At 42.1% G+C, this 20,165-nt stretch carries 14 protein-coding genes; 11 read left to right on the plus strand and 3 right to left on the minus strand.

Annotation, left to right across the window (positions count from 1 at the left end; all coding sequences use genetic code 11):
• Positions 1-451: 451 nt before the first annotated feature.
• From QUD05_RS20395 to QUD05_RS20410, 4 genes are all read left to right on the plus strand, one after another.
• Positions 452-1,927: an SIMPL domain-containing protein gene (locus QUD05_RS20395; RefSeq protein ID WP_289797656.1), complete on the plus strand. Its 1,476-nt coding sequence runs from the start codon at positions 452-454 to the stop codon at positions 1,925-1,927.
• A 225-nt stretch (positions 1,928-2,152) separates the two neighbouring features.
• Positions 2,153-2,998 carry a helix-turn-helix transcriptional regulator gene (locus QUD05_RS20400; protein ID WP_289797657.1) on the plus strand — a complete coding sequence of 282 codons (846 nt, stop codon included), beginning with the start codon at positions 2,153-2,155 and terminating at the stop codon, positions 2,996-2,998.
• Positions 2,999-3,061: 63 nt separating this feature from the next.
• On the plus strand, positions 3,062-3,613 hold the full coding sequence (locus tag QUD05_RS20405) for a DUF6640 family protein (protein WP_289797658.1): 552 nt from the start codon (positions 3,062-3,064) through the stop codon (positions 3,611-3,613).
• Positions 3,610-4,425 carry a nickel/cobalt transporter gene (locus tag QUD05_RS20410; RefSeq protein ID WP_289797659.1) on the plus strand — a complete coding sequence of 272 codons (816 nt, stop codon included), beginning with the start codon at positions 3,610-3,612 and terminating at the stop codon, positions 4,423-4,425. Before QUD05_RS20405 ends, QUD05_RS20410 begins: the two co-directional genes overlap by 4 nt.
• A 92-nt stretch (positions 4,426-4,517) precedes the next feature.
• Here QUD05_RS20410 and QUD05_RS20415 read toward each other — a convergent pair whose 3' ends face one another.
• On the minus strand, positions 4,518-6,116 hold the full coding sequence (locus QUD05_RS20415; RefSeq protein WP_289797660.1) for a PAS domain-containing sensor histidine kinase: 1,599 nt from the start codon (positions 6,114-6,116) through the stop codon (positions 4,518-4,520).
• Positions 6,117-6,667: 551 nt separating this feature from the next.
• On the opposite strand from QUD05_RS20415, the gene QUD05_RS20420 reads away from it, so the two are divergent.
• The 3 genes from QUD05_RS20420 to QUD05_RS20430 all read left to right on the plus strand — a co-directional run bounded on the left by QUD05_RS20420 (position 6,668) and on the right by QUD05_RS20430 (position 9,938).
• The gene (locus tag QUD05_RS20420) at positions 6,668-8,665 is read left to right on the plus strand and encodes an AAA-like domain-containing protein (RefSeq protein ID WP_289797661.1); all 1,998 of its coding nucleotides are present in this window, start codon (positions 6,668-6,670) and stop codon (positions 8,663-8,665) included.
• 466 nt (positions 8,666-9,131) lie between these two features.
• Positions 9,132-9,263 (plus strand): hypothetical protein, encoded by a 132-nt coding sequence (locus tag QUD05_RS20425; RefSeq protein ID WP_289797662.1) that lies wholly within the window; start codon positions 9,132-9,134, stop codon positions 9,261-9,263.
• Between the two features lie 267 nt (positions 9,264-9,530).
• The gene (locus QUD05_RS20430) at positions 9,531-9,938 is read left to right on the plus strand and encodes a PEP-CTERM sorting domain-containing protein (protein WP_289797663.1); all 408 of its coding nucleotides are present in this window, start codon (positions 9,531-9,533) and stop codon (positions 9,936-9,938) included.
• 328 nt (positions 9,939-10,266) lie between these two features.
• Here QUD05_RS20430 and ebsA read toward each other — a convergent pair whose 3' ends face one another.
• Complete coding sequence (ebsA, locus tag QUD05_RS20435; protein ID WP_289797664.1) at positions 10,267-10,641, minus strand: type IV pilus biogenesis protein EbsA; 375 nt, start codon at positions 10,639-10,641, stop codon at positions 10,267-10,269.
• Positions 10,642-10,891: 250 nt separating this feature from the next.
• Between ebsA and QUD05_RS20440 the strand changes: the two genes are divergently transcribed.
• Both QUD05_RS20440 and QUD05_RS20445 read left to right on the plus strand, forming a co-directional pair.
• On the plus strand, positions 10,892-11,074 hold the full coding sequence (locus tag QUD05_RS20440; protein WP_289797665.1) for a hypothetical protein: 183 nt from the start codon (positions 10,892-10,894) through the stop codon (positions 11,072-11,074).
• Positions 11,075-11,258: 184 nt separating this feature from the next.
• Positions 11,259-12,689: a glycosyltransferase family 2 protein gene (locus tag QUD05_RS20445; protein ID WP_289797666.1), complete on the plus strand. Its 1,431-nt coding sequence runs from the start codon at positions 11,259-11,261 to the stop codon at positions 12,687-12,689.
• A 65-nt stretch (positions 12,690-12,754) separates the two neighbouring features.
• Here QUD05_RS20445 and QUD05_RS20450 read toward each other — a convergent pair whose 3' ends face one another.
• Entirely contained in the window at positions 12,755-14,884 is a 2,130-nt protein-coding gene (locus QUD05_RS20450; RefSeq protein ID WP_289797667.1) for a DNA polymerase III subunit gamma/tau, read from the minus strand.
• 364 nt (positions 14,885-15,248) lie between these two features.
• Between QUD05_RS20450 and QUD05_RS20455 the strand changes: the two genes are divergently transcribed.
• Positions 15,249-15,947, plus strand: a complete 699-nt coding sequence (locus QUD05_RS20455; protein ID WP_289797668.1) for a hypothetical protein — start codon at positions 15,249-15,251, stop codon at positions 15,945-15,947.
• A 197-nt stretch (positions 15,948-16,144) separates the two neighbouring features.
• On the plus strand, positions 16,145-20,002 hold the full coding sequence (locus QUD05_RS20460) for a CHAT domain-containing protein (RefSeq protein WP_289797669.1): 3,858 nt from the start codon (positions 16,145-16,147) through the stop codon (positions 20,000-20,002).
• The last annotated feature ends 163 nt before the right edge of the window (positions 20,003-20,165 follow it).

Consider the following 20,165-nt stretch of genomic DNA (forward strand, 5'->3'; position numbering starts at 1 on the left):
AGGGTTGTTCTAAGCTAAATTACGCCTACCTAATGTGAATTAACGTGAGTTCGACAAGTCTTATTTGACCTCTCCCCCAGCCCCTCTCCGACGCGGAGAGGGGAGCAAAAAGCTTAATTTTTCGTTTCTCCTCCCTTTCCGTTTCGGAGAGGGAGGCTGGGAGGGAGAGGTTCATCGAACTCACGTTGAATTAAAGTCCAGATACATTACCAGTAGACCAGTGTCAATCCAATACCTAAATCAGCAGCGTAGCAGTACAGGATTGCTCTTTCTTGGTGGAATGGGGTTTTCTGACGACCCTAGAGTTGTCAAATTATCAGATTTTGGCTGGCGAATGCGAGAGCGTTTTTTATCCAGTATGTATTGGTGATAAACGCGGTTTACTTTTCAGACATCCTTTAAGATTAAAACATCAACAGGTATCAAACATCATTTAAGCAAGGAGAATAAGATGGCTGGCACAAATAATCTCACAGGTGTGAGAAATCCTGGTCTTGCGATCGCCGATCCCCTCATTGATAGCACTGATGCAAAAACTCCTCAGATATTGGAAGTTACTGGTCAAGGAGAAGTCAGTGTTGCTACCACTTTAACTGATGTAGAATTGGGGATTAAAGTACAGGCAAAAACTGCAACCGAAGTTCAAGAACAAGTTGCTCAACGTTCAACAGCGGTAGTTGATGTATTGCAAAAGCTTGGGGCGAAAGAACTTCAAACTACATCTATTCAACTAAATCCTGTCTATAGCTATGAAAATGGTACTCAAACTCTCACCAGCTTTGAAGGCATCAATACGCTTAAGTTTGAGTTACCAACAAATCAAGCTGGGGCAGCAATTGACAAAGCTATTCAAGCAGGTGCAAATGTCATACAGAATATCAGCTTCACTGCCTCAGACGAAGTATTGCAGCAGGCACGCCTGCAAGTTTTGAGCGAAGCTGTTAAAGATGCTAAAGCTCAGGCTCAGGCTGTTTTTAGTACCTTGCAGTTAACCCCCGGACAGATTATTGACATTGATATTAACTCAGATGATAATCCTAGACCATCTCCATTGGTGTCTAATCTAACAGCAGATAAGGTTTCGGCAGCAGCTAGTACAACTCCTATAATTGGTGGTTCTCAGACGATAGAAGCTAGTGTTTCTCTAGATATCAGTTATTCTCCAAATTCAGCAGGGACTCTTGCTTCGGCTACTGATAATCTCATCGGTGTGAGAAATTTGGGTCTTGCGATCGCCGATCCCCTCATTGGTAGCACTGCTCAGATATTGGAAGTTACTGGTAAAGGAGAGGTCAGCGTTGCCACTACTTTAACTGAGGTGCAATTGGGGATTAAAGTAGAGGGAAAAACTGCAACCGAAGTTCAAGAACAAGTTGCTCAACGTTCAACAGCGGTAGTTGATGTACTGCAAAAGCTTGGGGCGAAAGAACTTCAAACTACATCTATTCAACTAAATCCTGTCTATAGCTATGAAAATGGTACTCAAACTCTCACCAGCTTTGAAGGCCTCAACACACTTCAGTTTGAGTTACCAACAAATCAATCTGGGGCAGCAATTGACAAAGCTATTCAAGCAGGTGCAAATGTCATACAGAATATCAGCTTCACTGCCTCAGACGAAGTATTGCAGCAGGCACGACTGCAAGTTTTGAGCGAAGCTGTTAAAGATGCTAAAGCTCAGGCTCAGGCTGTTTTTAGTACCTTGCAGTTAACTCCCGGACAGATTATTGACATTGATATTAATTCAAATGACAATCCTACACTATCTCCCTTCGTGTCTAATCTAATAACAGATAGGGTTTCTACAACTCCTATAATTGGTGGTTCTCAGACGATAAAAGCTAGTGTTTCTCTAGATATTGGTTATTCTCCAAATTCAGGAGTGATTCTCGATCTACCTCTTAATGGATTGCAGCAAATTGCTTAATTAGGGACTTATGCCAATACGGTTCGGTTAAGGTTTTTTGATGAAAATTCTAAATCGCAAAGACGCGATAAATCGCCGTCTCTACAATAATCAGTCGTTTTGTCTTGACGGCGATTCATTGCGTCTCTTGCCTTAACCGAACAGTATTGCCATATCTTGTTCTTTGTGGACATTTTTTTCAAGGCATAAAAATGGGATTTACAGCGATCGCTAATTGGACTGCTTATGAAGGAAACATGGATTTCTGAGCGCCGGGTGATTCAATTGCCTGGATTAACTATCGATCGCCATATCTCAGCACCGAACGAGCTTGAATTTCCTGGATGCAACCATCATCTGCTTTGTCTTTTGTTGAGCGACCATAATCAACAAAAAATCACTCATATCGGCGAACAAAAATCGGAAAAGTCTCAAGCTAAAGGAGATTTCTGGATTTGTCCTGCGAAGATGTCGGGGGTTTGGGCGTGGGAGAGTACCGATGAATCATTGATGTTTGCGATCGATCCATTGTTTTTGTCTCAAACGGCAGATGAAGTCGGGGGGCTGAATGAAAACAAAGTTGAATTGCTCAGTACGGTAAATGCCCACGATCCACAGATTGAAGCGATCGCTCGTTTGTTTCAAGCAGAATTTGACACGGGTGGAATCGGTGGAAATCTTTATGCCGAATCACTGATACAAGTGTTGATAATTCACTTGCTGCGACAATATTGTGCATTTTCACCAAAAATGCAGCCTGATGTGAGAGAGATGCCCAACAATCGACTCCGACCAGTGTTGGACTACATTCATAGCTATTTAGATCGACCGCTACATCTGGCTGAACTGGCAGAAATTGTGGGCATGAGTCAATATTATTTTTGCCGATTATTTAAACAGTCAATGGGTGTAGCGCCCTATCAATATGTGCTGGGGCAACGAATGGAAAAAGCTAAAGAACTATTGCAACAAAGAAAATATGCGATCGCAGAAATTGCTCTACTTGTTGGTTGTACAGATCAAAGTCGTTTTACAAGACATTTTAAAAAATATGTCGGAGTCACACCCAGGATGTTTTTAAAGAAAAAGTAAAACTCTGCAATGCTAACTGCGTAGGCGTAGCCCACCGTAGACATCGCAAGAATGACCTAAATCATGATTAGATATAGCAAGAAAAGTCTATCGTTTATCCAGCAGCACACTGTACCTTCATTTGTGGGATCTACGGTTGATGAACCCACAAATCAACAAAACCGATTAACTAAATTTATGAGAAGAATTAGTCGTATTTTGCTTTCTATTGTTCTCGTCAGCACTGCTGTAGTTTCCGTAGCAGTCGATTGGAACGCGACTCACCTTTTTAACTCCGAATGGCATCCCCATGCTAAATTTCATGATGCAGTAATGCTGTGGTTGCTCAGTGGCATGAGTATTGTGGCGCTGTGGTTACTATGGCGACGAACAACTGAACCTGACATCGCTTATACCTTTGCCATGTTAGTACCTGTAATCTTCTGGTCGCCCTTTTTCTTTGTGACGCTAGTGGTTCCTGGAACCAGTTTGCAAGCCGATCTGAAAGAACCTCCACCAATCATAGGAGGTATTCCGATTTATCCTAACGTCGCCGTTGCAACAGTCAGCGTTATTTTGGCGTTGATTGGCTATGGTTTGTACCGCGCTTCTAAATCGGAAACGAGTAGTTTATGAACAGGCCGATGCTGATTTTAGGTTTAGCATTGCTAGTTAGTTTCCTGCCGAGTCAATCAGCCGTGGCTCATATCGGACATGGTAGCTTTCTGATGCAAAATCTGGCTCAGATGACCCTCTCTCCATCTTTAATGTTCAGTGGTATTGGCATCGCTTTGGTGGCTGGAGCCGGACATGCTCTTTCACCTGGACACGGAAAAACGATGGTAGCAGCATATCTCGTTGGTTCGCGGGGCACTCCTGGGCAAGCAGTTGTGCTGGGATTGGTGACAACTCTTACCCACACAATCAGCGTTTTTGCACTGGGTATTCTAGCTTTATTATTATCTCAATATATTTTACCAGAGCAATTGTATCCATTTCTCAGTTTATTGAGCGGATTGATGGTCTGTAGTGTTGGTTTTTGGTTACTCGATCGCTATTTCAACCCCGCACCAGAACATCATCACACTCACAATGATTCTGAGCATCACCATACTCACAACGATCGCCATCATTCTGCAAATCAAGTTACATTACAGTCTCTTTTAACTTTGGGGATAGCTGGTGGTTTAGTTCCTTGCCCATCAGCGCTGGTATTATTGTTGAGTGCGATCGCACTTCACCAAACTGCATACGGTTTAATCTTGGTGTGTGCATTCAGTGTGGGATTGGCAGTTGTACTAGTAACCATTGGTTTAGTGATTATTTATGCTCACCAATGGCTGAAGCGTTTTTCATGGGTTCAACCATTGCAGCAGTATACGCCGATAATTAGTGCGATCGCAGTGATTATCGTAGGAAGTGTACTGATGGCTTGTGCTGTAATTTAGGTGTTCAAAAGACAATACCAAATGTATCAAACTCAGATATTGTGAATGTATCGACTTGCAAAAATTAATATCTCCTCCCCAAAGTTCATTACCTAAAAGCTGGCGTGTTTTCTAATCGCGGCATAGTGTCTTGGTGTTGTATTCATCTCAATCACCAACTCTGTCCCTTGACCTAATTGAGAATTACACTTAAGTTTTCCTTGATGTTTTTCAACTATAATTTGCCGACTAATTGATAGCCCTAGCCCTTGACTTTTACCTATTGGTTTGGTTGTAAAAAACGGTTCAAATATATGTCTTTGGATGTGGGGAAGTATACCTTTGCCATTGTCAAAAATGCGAATGATAACTTTGTGTTTTTTCCCTAGTAGTTTGTCATTTACCCAAGGTTCATGATTATTGACCAATGATAAATGACTGCTAATAACTTCTGTATGAATCAAAATTTTGGGAGTAAAAGAATCATCATACTTCATCCTCTCTTCTAAAGCATCAATAGCATTAGTTAAGATGTTCATGAATACCTGATTTAGTTCACCAGGATAACACTCAATTAAAGGTAATTCACCAAAAGTTTTAATTACTTTAATCTCTGCTCTATCAGGTTTTTCTTTGAGACGATGTTGCAAAATCCTGAGAACACTATTAAATCCTTCATGTATGTCAACCTTTTTCATTTGACTTTCGTCAGAGGTGGAAAAATTACGCAAGGCGAAAACAATATCTTTGACGCGCTCAGAACCGACTCGCATTGACCATAGTAATTTTAAAAATTCTGTCTTCACGAAACCAAGGTCGAGGCGTTGCAAATGTAAGGTAATAACTGGGGTAGGCGTGGGATAGTGATGTTGGTAAAGTTCAATAATTCTGATTAAATCTTCAGCGTATTTACTAGCCGGATGGAGATTGCCGGAGATAAAGCTAACGGGGTTGTTAATTTCGTTAGCCATATCCGCCACCAGTTGACCGAGATTAGCCATTTTCTGGTTCTGCAATAACTGCTTTTGGGTATATTTGAGTTCTTCGAGGGTAGTTTCTAGCTGTTGTGATTTTTCCCTAACTTGGTCTTCGGTAGACTGGCGTTGAGCAATTTCGGTTTGGAGTTGTTCAAATAGTTGGTATTGTTGAGTAGCGTAGGCGCAGCCCGCACTTCGGCTCATTTCGGCTACGCTCAATGACCAACGCTCAGTGACCGTCGTAGACATCGCCTTATCCTGATTAATATCCTTGTGCGTTCCCACCATCCGCACTGGTTTACCGAATTTATCCCACTGAAATACTTTGCCACAAGTCAAAATCCACTTCCACTCCCCGGATTTAGTCAACATTCGCAATTCGACTTCAAACACAGGTATGCATCCTTGGAGATAATCGTGCAATACCTGGCGAATTCTTGGTAAATCCTGTGGATGTATAAGTTGTTCAAAGGATTTATAATCGTTGTCGATTTCGTCTACTTTATATCCCAGGATGCTTTTCCACTGGGGATCGTAATAGGTTTTGTCAGTTACCAGATTCCAATCCCACAACCCCAAGCCACTAGCGATTAGTGCCATTTGTAAGGCGGCTTGTGAGCATTGGCAAGGATCTAAATTTTCTAGAGATAAGTCTTTGGCTTCGGGGAAACTTTGAGAATCTTGTACTGAAAGTGGAGCTTCCGATTCATGGGTAGCGGGTTTTTGGATATGCATAGCTGCTGGTACGATGAGGAAGATATTCTGTAGCTTTCTCTCTACGCTGTTTTAGCACCCTAAAGATTCAGTTATGGGCAAATCGCCTAGTTGGTTTATTAGGCTGTAACTTAAGTCAGGGATATATCAGCCCATATCATAAATTGGCATGGAATTTAGAAGAATGTAACCTCTGTTGCGATCGCAATAGCAATCTTTTAGAAAACAATCGCTACATTGTGTGCATCTACATTCTAAGATATGTCTAAAAAAAGTAGTTCAAGTCACATATAATTACCTAAAAACCCCGAAAAATTTGTAAAAAAAATTCTATGATTAAATCACGCCAAATAATTTAAGGATGCAAAAAATTGTCAAGGCTTTTTTGTAGCTTTTTTAGTCAGGGCTGGCCGCTATGCATAGAAGGCAGCCGACATTGACCGTGCCAATTTTAGATTTTAGATTATTCGGTTCAGATCAATCCAAAATCACCAATCCAAAATCCAAAATCAGTTGACTTACAAAGCTGAATGGTGTGAAAAAATATCATACTGAATTAGAGTCAATGAGTAATGACTATAGATGAACTAGTATTGCTACTAAAAGCCAGTCAAGCAACCGGTTTAACGACGCTCCAAGAATTGATATTGCGTTCTTCATGGGAAGGAAAAACCTACACTAATATAGCGAGTGAAGCGCACTACGGCGAGGAACGTGTCAAGAAAACTGCTGCTCATTTATGGCAAGTACTGAGTAATTTTTGCAAAGAACCAATACATAAATCCAACTTTCGCCAGACTCTAGAAAATCACCCTTTTAGCGAAGCACATCAGCAGTTAATTAAGGAATTCAACCGAGCCGCCACAGCGATATCCTTAGAATTTCCTACTGGCCCAGTATCTCTTAATTCCAGATTTTACATCCCTCGCCCGCCAATTGAAGAACTCGCTTACGCAGAAATGGCTGAACCTGGGAGTGTAATTTGCATCAAAGCGCCCAAAAAGATGGGAAAAAGCTCTTTGATTCTCCGGTTGCTTGCACACGCTAATAAACAAGGCTTTCGCACCGTAACTTTGGACTTTCAGCAAGCAGACAAAGCAGTATTTGCCAGTTTGGATAAATTTTTGCGCTGGTTCTGTGCCAATGTTAGTCGGGAGTTACAGCTAGAACCAAAACTCAATGATTATTGGGATGAAGATATGGGTAGCAAAGTCAGCTGCTCTATCTATTTCCAAAAATATTTACTGTCTGCGCTCTCAAGTCCCTTGGTTTTAGTATTAAATGAGGTGGATTGGGTATTTGAGTATCAGGAAATTACTGGAGAATTGCTACCATTAGTGCGATCGTGGCATGAACAAGCCAAAAGGGTAGAAATTTGGCAAAAATTACGTCTGGTTCTGGTTTATTCAACAGAAATTCTTGTTCCCATAAAACTGACTCAATCGCCATTTAATATTGGTTTGACAATTAATTTACCTCCTTTTACGAAAGAGCAGGTGCAGGATTTAGCACAACGTCATGGCTTGGATTGGACAGATGGTAAAGATGCCGATAGTTTGATGGCAATGGTGGGAGGAAATCCTTATTTGGTGCGATTGGCATTGTATCACCTTGTGGGTAAAGGCGGATTAAAAGGGGATTTAGGGCAATTATTGCAACAAGCACCCACAGAAGCCGGAATCTATAACCAGTGTCTAAGGCAGTATTTACTAGTACTTCGAGATGAGCCAGAATTGGAAGATGCTTTTTATGAAGTGATTAATACTACAAATTATGTAAAATTAGAGCCAAGATTGGCATATAAATTACAAAGTATAGGGCTAATTAATTTAGAAGGCGATCGCAGTACTCCTGCGTGTGAATTATATCGGTTATATTTCCAACAATATCTCAAAAAAAGTGAGCATTTCCACAATATTCATGTTGAAAGGTTGAGGCAAGAAAATCAACAGTTTCTCTTCCTCTCTAGTTTAGATGAACTAACTCAATTAGTTAATCGCCGCTACTTTGAAAGCTACCTACAAATTGAGTGGCAAAATTTCGCTAGTCAAAACACTCCAACATCACTGATTTTGTGCGATATCGACTATTTTAAAATTTATAATAAAACTTATGGTAGAGCGGCGGGAGATGAGTGTTTACGACAAATCGCTAATACTATCTGTAACAGCATTAAAGACTCACTAACTCATAGCAGTTTCTCATATAGTAGGAATATCAATTGTTCTACCAGTAGTGCTTTTGTGAGTTCCCAAAGAGGAGATTTTCGAGACGAAAGCAGTAGAGTATTAGTGGCTCGTTATGGTGGTGAAGAATTTGCCATTCTTGCTCAAATAGATGTTACTGCTGCAATGGATATTGCCGAATATATTCGAGAGCAAGTAAAAGTTTTAGAGATTAAATGTGAGTATCCTAGCATTGGTGGTTTACCTGCTGCTGTTTTAACCGTCAGCTTAGGTGTGGCTAGCGTGATTCCGGCAATAGGAACTGAACCTGCTACTTTAGTTAATGCTGCTGAAGAAGCACTCAATCAAGCCAAAAGAAAAGGACGCGATCGCGTTGTAGTTTAATCTAAAAATTAGAATCAATTGAAGAAGAAGTCAGAATTCAGGAGCGGAGCCGGAGACGCTCTCTACGTTCCCTGCGGGACGCTTACGCGAACGCGCAGCGTGTCGCAGACAGACGCTAAAAGCGTAGCTTGCAACTCTTACAGAGTAAGCGGACTCGCTTGCCACCAGCGCTATCAGTCGGGGATTCAGACCCGCGACTTTCTTGTTGACCAATAAATTTTCAATAAGCGTAGGGGTGCAAAAACGCCGATTATTCAGACGCTTTTTCGGTCAGAAAACATTGCTGAATTCTGACTCCTGACTCCTGAATTCTGTTCGATAAAAATAGCGATTGACAAGACTTTTTGTTGCCGATGAAGCTTCCATCACCAGCTTGGGAATAATAAATCATGCTTGAGAAATATTTGTAATAAATCTCAGCAAATTAGGTGTGTTTACTATCGGCAATTAAAGGAACAGTTTGTTAATGAAAGTCAGTTCATCAGGGATTAAGCTAGGTTTTGTAGCTGTTAGTAGCAGTTGTCTTGCGGCAGTCGCGATCGCTATGAGTGGAGCAAGTGCAATTGCTGCTCAATTCATCACAATTCAAAGCACCTAAGCACATTATCAGGAACTATCGAAATTCCCAGAAATAATCCCAATTTCAATAATAGTACCACTCGTATTGATACGGATGAAAATGGAACTTATTACCGGAATTTAGGCACTAATAATAATCCTAATTATGTTCCTGTATACCAATCAGACTATTTACAGGTAGAAACACGCTCCGATGGAAGTCTGCATCACTTTGTTGACTTTAAAGGTATTCCAATTGTCTCGTTTGATGGTGTTTTGACATCGCTTAGTGCTTTCTGGTGGTCAATTGACTACCTTTCTTTACCAGGGACAATTGTCAGGAACCACATTTCAAGGAGTAGTTCAAGATGAATTTAATCTGACAAAAGCTTTCTACACTGGTACTGTCACTGACCCAAACACCGGAAAGAAATATCAAGGTACTTTTGAAGTGAGTGGATATGGGGAGCGATATAGTAATCCCAATGGTAATTTAACTCCCACGGTCTTTGATTTCCAGTCTGATATCCCAGGTTTCCCAGGCGTAACATCCTTGACCATAACTAACGCTAGTTTGGCAAATCTAAGAATCATAGTACCTATAAATGAAACTTCTATTCCAGAACCCGCTAGCCTTCTCGGAACTCTGATGGTAGCTAGTTTTGGTGTCGTTCTGAAAAGAAGAAAAGACAGCGGACTTAGGAAGACGTTTTAAAACTGAAAGGTTGTTGTAAAAAAGCTCACAAGGCTGAAGCTGAATTAGACCTCTTGCAAAAAGCACNTTTTCCGAGAGAGGGAAAAGGGTAAAGGTTAAAGGGGAAGGGGACGATACAGAACTTTTTCCCCTTCCCCTTTCCCCTTATCCCCAGAGGGGACCCCACCTTCCCCTTTTCCCTACAAATGCCAAGAAGTCTATTGTAAAAATCAGTGCCTTGTGAGCAAATAATCTTAGAAAATAAGAACTTTAGTCCTTACTATGATACGAACTTATTTATCTATCAATTTAAAATAAGCCGGACTTTTGCAAATCCGGCTGAGTTTAATCAATCATCTATACGCAGTAGCTTGCGGTAAAATGGTTGTGAAAAATCGGTTATACGATAACGTTTATAGTTGTCCATAAGTTCAATTAAAAAATTAATAAACTCGAAACTAGCCATCATCAGTTCATAACTCAGGTCAGCATTGCCATCAAACTGAATTCGGCAACGGGTTAAGTCTGAGGGTAAAGTAGCAACATTCCAGGAGGCGACAAAGGGGACATGTTCGCTGGCTTCTATTTTCCGATGTCCTTCCAAGACGCCTTTTTGATAAAGACTGATGGCATAGGGTAAGAAATTGCGCCTAGCGCCCTGAACATAAGGTAAGTAAACACTGGCTTGTTGTTGAGTTGCAGGCTGGAGTTGCTCAATAGACATAGTTAAATATTCCTCAAGTTAGTTAGCAACTAGGGATATTAGTGGATGTTAGTAGTATTCCCCAAAGATGTGTCTAAAGCACATAGTAGTCAGTGAAGAAGGGAATAGGGTACAGATTATTCCCTATCACCTGTCACCTATCTATAATCCCAATGCCCAATAAATGAAGTTACTACTAAGAAATATTAAAATTTCGGTTACAATAATGCTGCATTAACTGTTATCGAATCTGGAAACGGTAACACTAAAAATGTCTACTGTAAAGTGGTGGATGCCGTTATTGCAGTTTTTCCCAACAAAAAGCTGCTGCTACCTTGCGATTACTTTACCCAAACCGGAGTTCTCGTTGGAGAAAGTCCGACTCTACAAGCTTCCTGCCGAAGTGGCTATCAAAGGAATCAAGCTTCTGTCTAAGAGTAGTAAACGCGGTTAATATGAGGTAATTACGCACAGTGGCGGTGACAACAAAGGTAGTCCCAGCGGCTTTTGGCTTAGGGATAGCGGGTATTGCAGTTTGCCCATTCCGATTAATATCGGGAAAAGTAGCTTAGGGATATTTGTCCGTAAAATTACTAACTGTAGACAAATAGTGGTTTTTGAATCAAGCAACCTAACCTATGCCAGCGAATTCCTGGCCCGAAGAAGATTCTTATCAAGAGCTTGATCCGCTCAACTCCTTGTTGTCTGACCTATCAGTAGATGAGGAGTCGGTGTTAGAGACAGATTCTATGTCTCTACCATCCCGGTTTCAAGGTCGTAGAGGCAAAGCAGCTCTAGTCTTGACTATCGTCTGGAGTGGCACGATCGCTCTACATTTAGTTTCTTGGGCTTCAATTTTTATTCTAGGACTGACCACCATTCTAGGATTTCATGCTTTGGTGGTGGTGTTTACTAAATCCCGTCGCTATCCAAAAGAAATACAGGGAGATTTGCCTTCTGTTTCTGTGCTAGTAGCTGCGAAAAATGAGGAAGCGGTAATTGCTAAATTAGTCAAAAATCTTTGTAATCTGGAATATCCAGGTGGGCAGTACGAAATTTGGATAATTGACGATCACAGCAGTGATAGCACGCCACATTTATTAGCAGAACTCGAACAGAAACACGACCAACTGAAAGTACTAAGGCGTTCAGCAGAAGCTACTGGTGGCAAATCGGGGGCGTTGAATCAGGTGTTGCCGCTGACAAAGGGCGACATTATAGCAGTATTTGATGCTGATGCCCAAGTAACACCAGACTTGCTGCAACAGGTAGTACCTTTATTTCAAAGAGAAAATGTGGGGGCGGTGCAGGTGCGAAAAGCGATTCTGCAAGCAGACGCTAACGCGAACGCCAACGCTAAAGACAACTTTTGGACTAAGGGTCAAATGGCAGAAATGGCACTTGATACCTGGTTTCAGCAACAGCGGACTGCCCTTGGTGGCATTGGCGAACTGCGAGGTAATGGTCAATTTGTCCGGCGTTCCGCCTTGGAAAGCTGCGGTGGCTGGAATGAAGAAACCATTACCGATGATTTGGATTTGACAATCCGTTTACATTTGGATAAATGGGATATTGAGTGTGTTTTCCATCCAGCAGTGCAAGAAGAAGGAGTGACAAATGCAGTTTCACTCTGGCATCAGCGCAACCGTTGGGCAGAAGGCGGTTATCAGCGCTATTTGGATTATTGGGATTTAATTCTCAAAAACCGCATGGGAACGCGTAAAACCTGGGATTTGCTGATTTTCATGCTGATTATGTATATCTTACCGACAGCAGCAGTCCCAGATTTATTAATGGCGATCGCTCGTCATCGTCCACCAATGTTAAGTCCGATCACAGGCTTATCCATTTCTATGTCGATGGTAGGAATGTTCACAGGTCTGAAGCGGGCGCGTCAAGATCAAAAGTTCCCACTTTCTACATATCTGACGATGCTGGTGCAAACCCTGCGTGGCAGTTTATATATGTTGCACTGGTTAGTCGTCATGAGCAGTACTACTGCTCGGATGTCGGTAAGACCAAAGCGCCTGAAATGGGTGAAAACCTTGCATACGGGGAATGGGGAATAGCCCCTTTGGGGAATAAAAAATTCAAAATTAAAAATGCAAAATTACCAAAAATAATTTTGCATTTTTTATTCATCATCCACGTCTGCTTCTTCTACCCATTCTGGTGTAGTTATGGAATCGGAGAATTCTGGGAAATCATCTGCAAAACGGATAATTTGTCCGTTGAAGAATGTTGCTATACGTTGAGCTCCGATCGCTACTTCATCAGGTTCCCAATCAGGTGCGGGTGTTTGTTTTGGGGGTGGAGGCAAAGTTTGCGCCCCATTTCCATTTACACCGTTTCCATTTACACCATTTCCATTTACACCATTTCCATTTTTTGCTGCTGTCGGTGCTGGTGGTGGATTAGTTGGCTGTGGTGCTGACGCTGGAGGCGGAATTTGCTGGTTGTAGCTAGGTGTGGGTGGTTGCTGAACGCGAGTAGAGTCTTTTGGCGGAGGATTTCTTTTGGCGGAGGTAGAGTTTGAAGAAATTCCTTTTTCTATATTTATCTGGATTTCACGCTGGAAAGTCTGCTGGAAAGCTGCCGTAATCATCGGTAGATAAGATTTTCCCTTGTCATACCATGCCTGTTTGATAGCAATTCGAGCCATAACACCGTCGAACTCTATAAGTTGGCTCATTTGACGCAGCATTTCTTGCCTTGATTTTGGCTGGAGGTTGGCAAGCACTTGTTGCCAAATCTGAGTTAAGTCATATTCTGCTTCGCCAACAACTTCTGAAGTTACTGGTTCAATGTTCGCAGGTGGCACAGGAACAGCAACAGGTTCTGGGGTTGGTGGTGAAACTGATTTAGCACCAGAATTGTCATTGGTTTGCTGTTCAACTAGGGGAGATGAAGTGATGGGCTGATTTTGGGCAGCAGCTTGATGATGGTTTAAAGAATTATGATTTGTTTTCGGTTCAGCTACAGGTAAAGAAGAGACTGGGTGATTTTGGGCAGCCGCTTGATGATGGTTTAAAGAATTATGATTTGTTTTCGGTTCAGCCAGAGGTACAGAAGAGACTGGCTGATTTTGGGCAACTACTGGAGGATAGCTTGGAGATACAGCAGGATTATTAACTCGCGGCGCGAAACTTGAGGCTTGTGGCTGAATATTCGTCGTCGCACTGGGTAACAATCCTAGTAATGTTACCTCCAACCACAAACGCGGCTGGGTGGTGTTTTTAATTTGCACTTCTGATGTTCGTAGGTGTTGCTGTCCCGCCAAAATCACGCTCATATCGAAGTATTGGGCAAATTCAACCAGCGCTATCCAGGTTTGCTGAGTACAAGCAACCAAATCATGGCGGTTGGGTGCTGTTTTAGCTATGAGTAAATCGCGGTAAAAAGCAGCGAGATTTTGCAGAATAGTTAGGGGTTCTCGACCACGATCTAGGATGTAGTGAGTACAGTCTAGAACTGCTTCCGGTTTATCTTGAGCGATCGCATTTAAAAGGGCTAACAAGTCCTGTTCGCTTACCGTCCCCACCAAATCCCAAACTCGCTCTGGTGTGACTTCACCTGCTAATAAACCCAATTGATCGAGTAGACTTTCGGCATCCCGTAAGCCTCCCTGAGAAAGTTGGGCTACCAGGGTGACAGCATCGGGTGAAATATGAATGTTTTCTTTAAAGGCGATCGCACTTAAATGCTTCACCATCGCCTCTAACTGAATGCGTCTGAAATCAAACCTTTGACAGCGCGAAATAATTGTTGGTAAAACCCTTTGCGGGTCTGTTGTCGCCAATACAAAAACCACGTGTCTCGGTGGTTCTTCTAGTGTCTTAAGTAGCGCGTTGAATGCCTGGGTACTGAGCATGTGGCATTCATCAATAACATAAACCTTGTAGCGACACTGCACAGGAGCAAACTGGGCTTTTTCAATCAACTCGCGGATATTATCGACACCAGTGTTACTAGCAGCATCAATTTCAATTACGTCTAAGGCATACCCCTTGGTGATCCCCTGACAAACCTCACACACACCACAAGGTTCAGCAGTGGGCTGATCACCTTTGAGACAATTGAGGGATTTAGCCAAAATCCGGGCACTAGAAGTTTTCCCCGTACCTCTTGGCCCAGTGAATAAATAGGCAGGGGCAATTTTCGATGTGCCGATCGCGTTCGTGAGGGTGGTGGCGATCGCCTCTTGGCCCACCAGTTCAGCAAAACTTTTGGGGCGATATTTGTGGTGCAGGGGTTCATAAGACATGGAAAAATAGACTTCAATGCCTTTCAACGTGAATTAGTAGCACCGAGTCGAGTTGAGGATTCAATTATTTTAAACTCTCGTACCTGCTTTGTTGATCGATGTTGCCATAGCCCAAGACTCAACTAATGCCGTAAATTTTGGCACTCAGGAAAGCAAGCAACCAGAGCTTATCCTCTACTATGATTTCAACATCAATAGTATGGGAATTATAGCATATCATTTAGTACATTTGTTCTATTTAAAAAGACTGGAAAGCAGAGGAGAATAACTCTTGACAAATAACAAATGACTATACGTTTTATTTACTGAACTAACGCCATAGTCCAGTGCGATCGCTACAATTTTATAGATAAAGTAAAACTCGATGGTGCAGCAGATGCTCAAGCGGCTATTTCAATGGCTCAAAAAGCTTTTTCAGAGCTTGTTTGGTGGAAAACAGACTACCTCAAAATCTAGGGGGAATGTGGAAAAAGAACCAGCACCACCCTTGAGCGATACTGATCTGGAATTTCTCTTCAACGAACTGTTGCAAGGGGTACATCAAGCACGAGGGGAAGCATGGGCACAGAAGTGGCTGCATAATATTGAACATCGCATCACAACTCAAGACTGGGTTGAGTGGTTAGGGCGCTTTGGCGACAGATTGCTCGCATCTCCGACACCCAATAATGAAATGGCTGCGCGGTTAGTGCAATTGGGTGAGTTAAAAGTCGGAGAAATTGGAGATGTTGCCTATAATATCGGGATGCAGTTGTTGACACGCAATGAAGGCGAACCAGTTTGGGAATATGAAGGGCCAGATGCTTTTAGCACTCCTTTGCCCTCTGAGGTAGTTGCCCCAGTATCAGAGTCAGCAGATGCACCAGAAAACCTCCCAGAGGGAGAATACCAAACTGTCACCCTAGAACAGTTGTTTGTAATGTTACAGGAGGATGAAAATTTACGTCAGCAAATTGCTCAACAGCTTGCCGTTGAAACAGACGATCCACAAGTGCTTGTCCAGGCATTAATTAGTCAGTTATATCCTGACGGTCAATCGACTACAGAGCAAACTGAAAATTAACTGCTTGCCAGAATCAAATTCAAGAGTTAAACCTGGGAATTGTAACGTTGTAATGCTATGCTCTTGAAGATTTGTATATTTTTTGCTAACCTGCTACGGAAGCGCTGTCCGAATCTAATGGATTTTTACGTAATTGATGATTTTTTTAACACAACGATGGCTACAATCTAGAAAAACAAAATCCAAGAGTGTGGCAGATGCTCAGGCGGATATCGCAGTCGCTTAAAAGGTTTATAAAGCGCCTCATTGCAAGTAAACAGAATAGTTCTCTCAAGGGTGCGAGAGGACGCAATCTGGTGGGGGTACTACCAGAACTAACCAATGCGGATCTGGAACAATTGTTTATCCAATTGTTAGAAGGCGTGCATCAAGCACGAGGACGACAGTGGGCATTGAGGTATCTGCAACGGATTGAAAATCGCGTTCCGGCTGAACGTTGGATAGACTGGTTGGTGATGTTTGGTGAAAGCTTGCTAGCTTCACCTACACCAAATCCTCTTTTAGCAACACAGATGGTGCAATTGGGGGAACTTGGTGTTGGCAGAATTGGAGAAGTTGCTTATGACATTGGCATTCGGCTAATGCAAAACTTACCTACAGAAATAGAAGATTACCCTGACAATCAGGCACAAGATGATGTAGAAATCACTCCTGGGCAAGAACTGATCCGCGATTTGGGCGAACAGTTATGGGAGCATGATGAGCCAGATGTAATAGAAACTACTCCTGGACAAGAACTGATCCGCGATTTGGGCGAGCAGTTATGGGAGTATGATGAGCCAGATGTGGTAGAAACTACAACCGATGAAGAAATTATCCCAACTTCTCCTGAACAAGAGCTAATCGTTAGCTTTGGCGAACAATTATGGGAATATGATGTGCCAGATGTTGAACCAATAACGTCAGCACCTCAAAATGTCTCTTTTGAGGAGACATCGCCCGAAAACTTCGAGGAAGTGGTATGGGAATATGAAAGGGAAGACGCTCAAGCCACAATACCAGAAAATATCCCTCTCCCGGCAGCGGAAGATTCAATCAGCTTGTTAACTGAATTGAGGTTTGACGAAGAAGTTGTTGTTCAAATTACAACACCAGTAAATCTCCTTTCCACTAGACAAAAGACTGAATTAGCAACGTCTCCCTCGGTGGAAACCTGGGATAACACTTTGACGAATTTAGAGCCAAATGTGGCTAATACTTTAGATGAGTTGTGGGTAAGGTTGGATCAAAGTACCAATTTAGTCCAGCAACTTGCTTCTGATTTGGCTGTTCAAAGCAGTAATTCCCCTGGTATTATTGAGCGGCATAGTGATAATCCGATTACCCACGCTCAAGGGTGGTTTTACCAAGGTCTTCAGCAAGCGAAAACAGGCGATCTGTTAGGTGCGATCGCATCTTATGACCAAGCTATTGAAATGCAACCCGAATTCTCAGAATATTGGTTTAATCGAGGCTTAACGCTGTTCCATTTAGAACGTTTTGATGAAGCGATCGCGTCTTATGAAACAGCCATAGAATTGAAGCCAGACTTCTACAAAGCTTGGTACAACCGGGGTGGAACTCTCGGAGAATTAGGATATTTTGAAGAAGCGATCGCTTCTTTTGACAAAGCTATAGAAATCAAGCCAGACTATCAAGAAGCGTGGTCTAGCAAGGGTTTGGCACTGCTGAAATTAGGTTGGCTACCAGAAGCTATTGCTAGTTATGACCAAGCGCTACAACTCGAACCAGAAGACCAGGAAAACTGGTATCACCGAGGCATAGCCCTAGCTGTCAGCGAACAATTTGCTGAGGCAATTATATCTTATGACAGAGCTATAGAAATTAACCCAGAATACCATGAAGTTTGGATAGACCGGGGTGTAGTACTGTTTAATTTGGGAAGGTGGTCAGAAGCGATCGCCTCCTGGGATAAAGCACTTTCAGTTCAAGCCGACTTCTACTTAGCTTGGTACAACCGAGGTATAGCATTAGACAATTTAGGACGGAGAGAAGAAGCGATCGCCTCCTATCGGCAAGCGATCGCCATTAAACCCGACTTCCACTTAGCTTGGTATAATCAGGCAATAGCACTGTTTAATTTAGAACAATTTGCCGAAGCGATCGCTTGTTATGACAACGCTTTGCAAATCAAACAAGATTATTGGGAAGCTTGGATTGGTCGGGGAACTGCGATCGGTCATTTAGTGAATTATGACGAATTACTGAATTTGCCGAGTAGTATCACAGCGACAAATCCCGCTTTACAACAGGGCGGCTACGAAGGAAAATTAGCCAGCTACGAAGAAGGGTTAAGGCATCTGCGGACAGATACCCATCCAGAAGGTTGGGGGAGATTGCATTTTGCGATCGCTAATACTTACTACGAAGAAGGTAAAAAACATACCAATACCCGCGATTATTGGCGCAAAGCTGCATCTGAGTACCATCAAGCGCTGTTAACCCTGACATTAGAATATTTTCCCCAGTTGCATTTAGAGGTTTTACAATCTCTAAGCAAAGTTTTGATGGGTTTGGGACAAACCACACAAGTTCAAGAATTGCTGCAACGCGGGACAGATTTATTGCGACAATTACTGAGTGAAGAAACTCGCTCAGACGAAAGTAAAAAACAGCTAGCTCTAAAATTTCTAGGCTTCGATCAATTGGCAGTTGATTTAGCTGTGGAATCGGGTGATTTAGTAGAAGCTTGGGAAATTGCCGAACAAGGTAAAAATGCTTGTTTAAACTGGCTGCTTTCTGGCTGGAATCATAATATTTACTCGCCTTATTATGGCGCAATTCAACAACTATTCAATCCCACAACAGCAATTATTTACTGGCATATTAGCCCAGTTGCCCTACATACTTTCATTCTCAAAGACCAAGCGCCATCACCAATTCTCCTGTTTACACCCATGCAAGATACTGGGCTAATACCTTTAGGAGAAGATGCTATTCGTCTCAATGAATTGCCTCTACCCGAAGCAGTGCAGCGCCTAATTGAATTTGAAATTTGGCTAGAAGATTGGCATCAACAATACCAAGAATATCGCAGCACAGCCCACGACAAAGAAAGTAAAAGTCACCATTCTTGGCGAGTTGAAATGGAAGAGAAACTGTTGCAACTGTATGAAATCCTAAATATTTCCACAATTGCACAGGAACTCGAAGGCATCACCCAACTGGTCTTAATTCCTCACCGTGACTTGTACAGATTGCCCATTCATACACTTTTCCATCTTTCTTCACCATCACCAGAAGATTTACCCAACGTAGAATCAAATTTCAGCGTCACCTATCTACCTAGTGCCCAAATAGGTTTATCAATCAGAACTGAGGATATTTGGCAGTGGCAAAATAAGTTCTTGCTCAGTGTTGAACATCCTGAAAGTACAGGTTATCCCACACTTAAATTTGCCAAACTGGAGTCTGAAGTTGTTAGCCAGATGTTCAATAATATCCAACGAATTCAGGGGGTAGAAGCAACGAAAAATATTGTCGGAAATGCCTTATCTGATAATTATAATATCTTGCATTTTACGGGTCATGTCACTAATAATTTAGCTGAACCTAAAAAATCAGAATTAGCATTAGCAGGTGAAGACAGACTTACTCTAGATGAAATCTGCCAACAAAATCTAGATAGTTACAATCTTATTACCCTCTCTGCCTGTGAAAATTTAAGTACTAACAACTACACTATCAGCAGCGAATATGTGAGTTTAGTCAGTGGTTTTGTAACTCAGGGTGTACCTCATGTAGTGAGTACTCTCTGGAGTGTAGAATCTTCGGCTAGTGCCTTGGTGATGATCGAGTTTTACCGGCGATTACAGCCTAATAAATCAGCAGTTATTGCTTTAGCCGAAGCAACACGATGGCTAAAAGAACTAACTGCTGGAGAACTGACAAAATGGTATGAAGAGATCTTAAATAATCTGCATCCAGAGGAAGTAAGAATTCAAACTTATTTAGCGACACAACTATATAGAAATAGTAAAATGGCATCAGACAAAATTCTTTATAACCATCCTTACTACTGGGCAGCTTTTACGATTATGGGTAAGCCGAATTAATCTTTTGAAACTTAATCAAAATAATTCGTAATTGATAATAACGTTCGATAGCGTTAGCGCAGCGTCTCTCATTCTCTACGAGGCGCTGTACATATATATTACATAAACTCTAGCGATTTACCGTAAATTTAAGATATAATTTTCGTCTCAATCAGTGGTAGCT

Source organism: Nostoc sp. GT001 (assembly GCF_030382115.1).
Lineage (GTDB): Bacteria > Cyanobacteriota > Cyanobacteriia > Cyanobacteriales > Nostocaceae > Nostoc.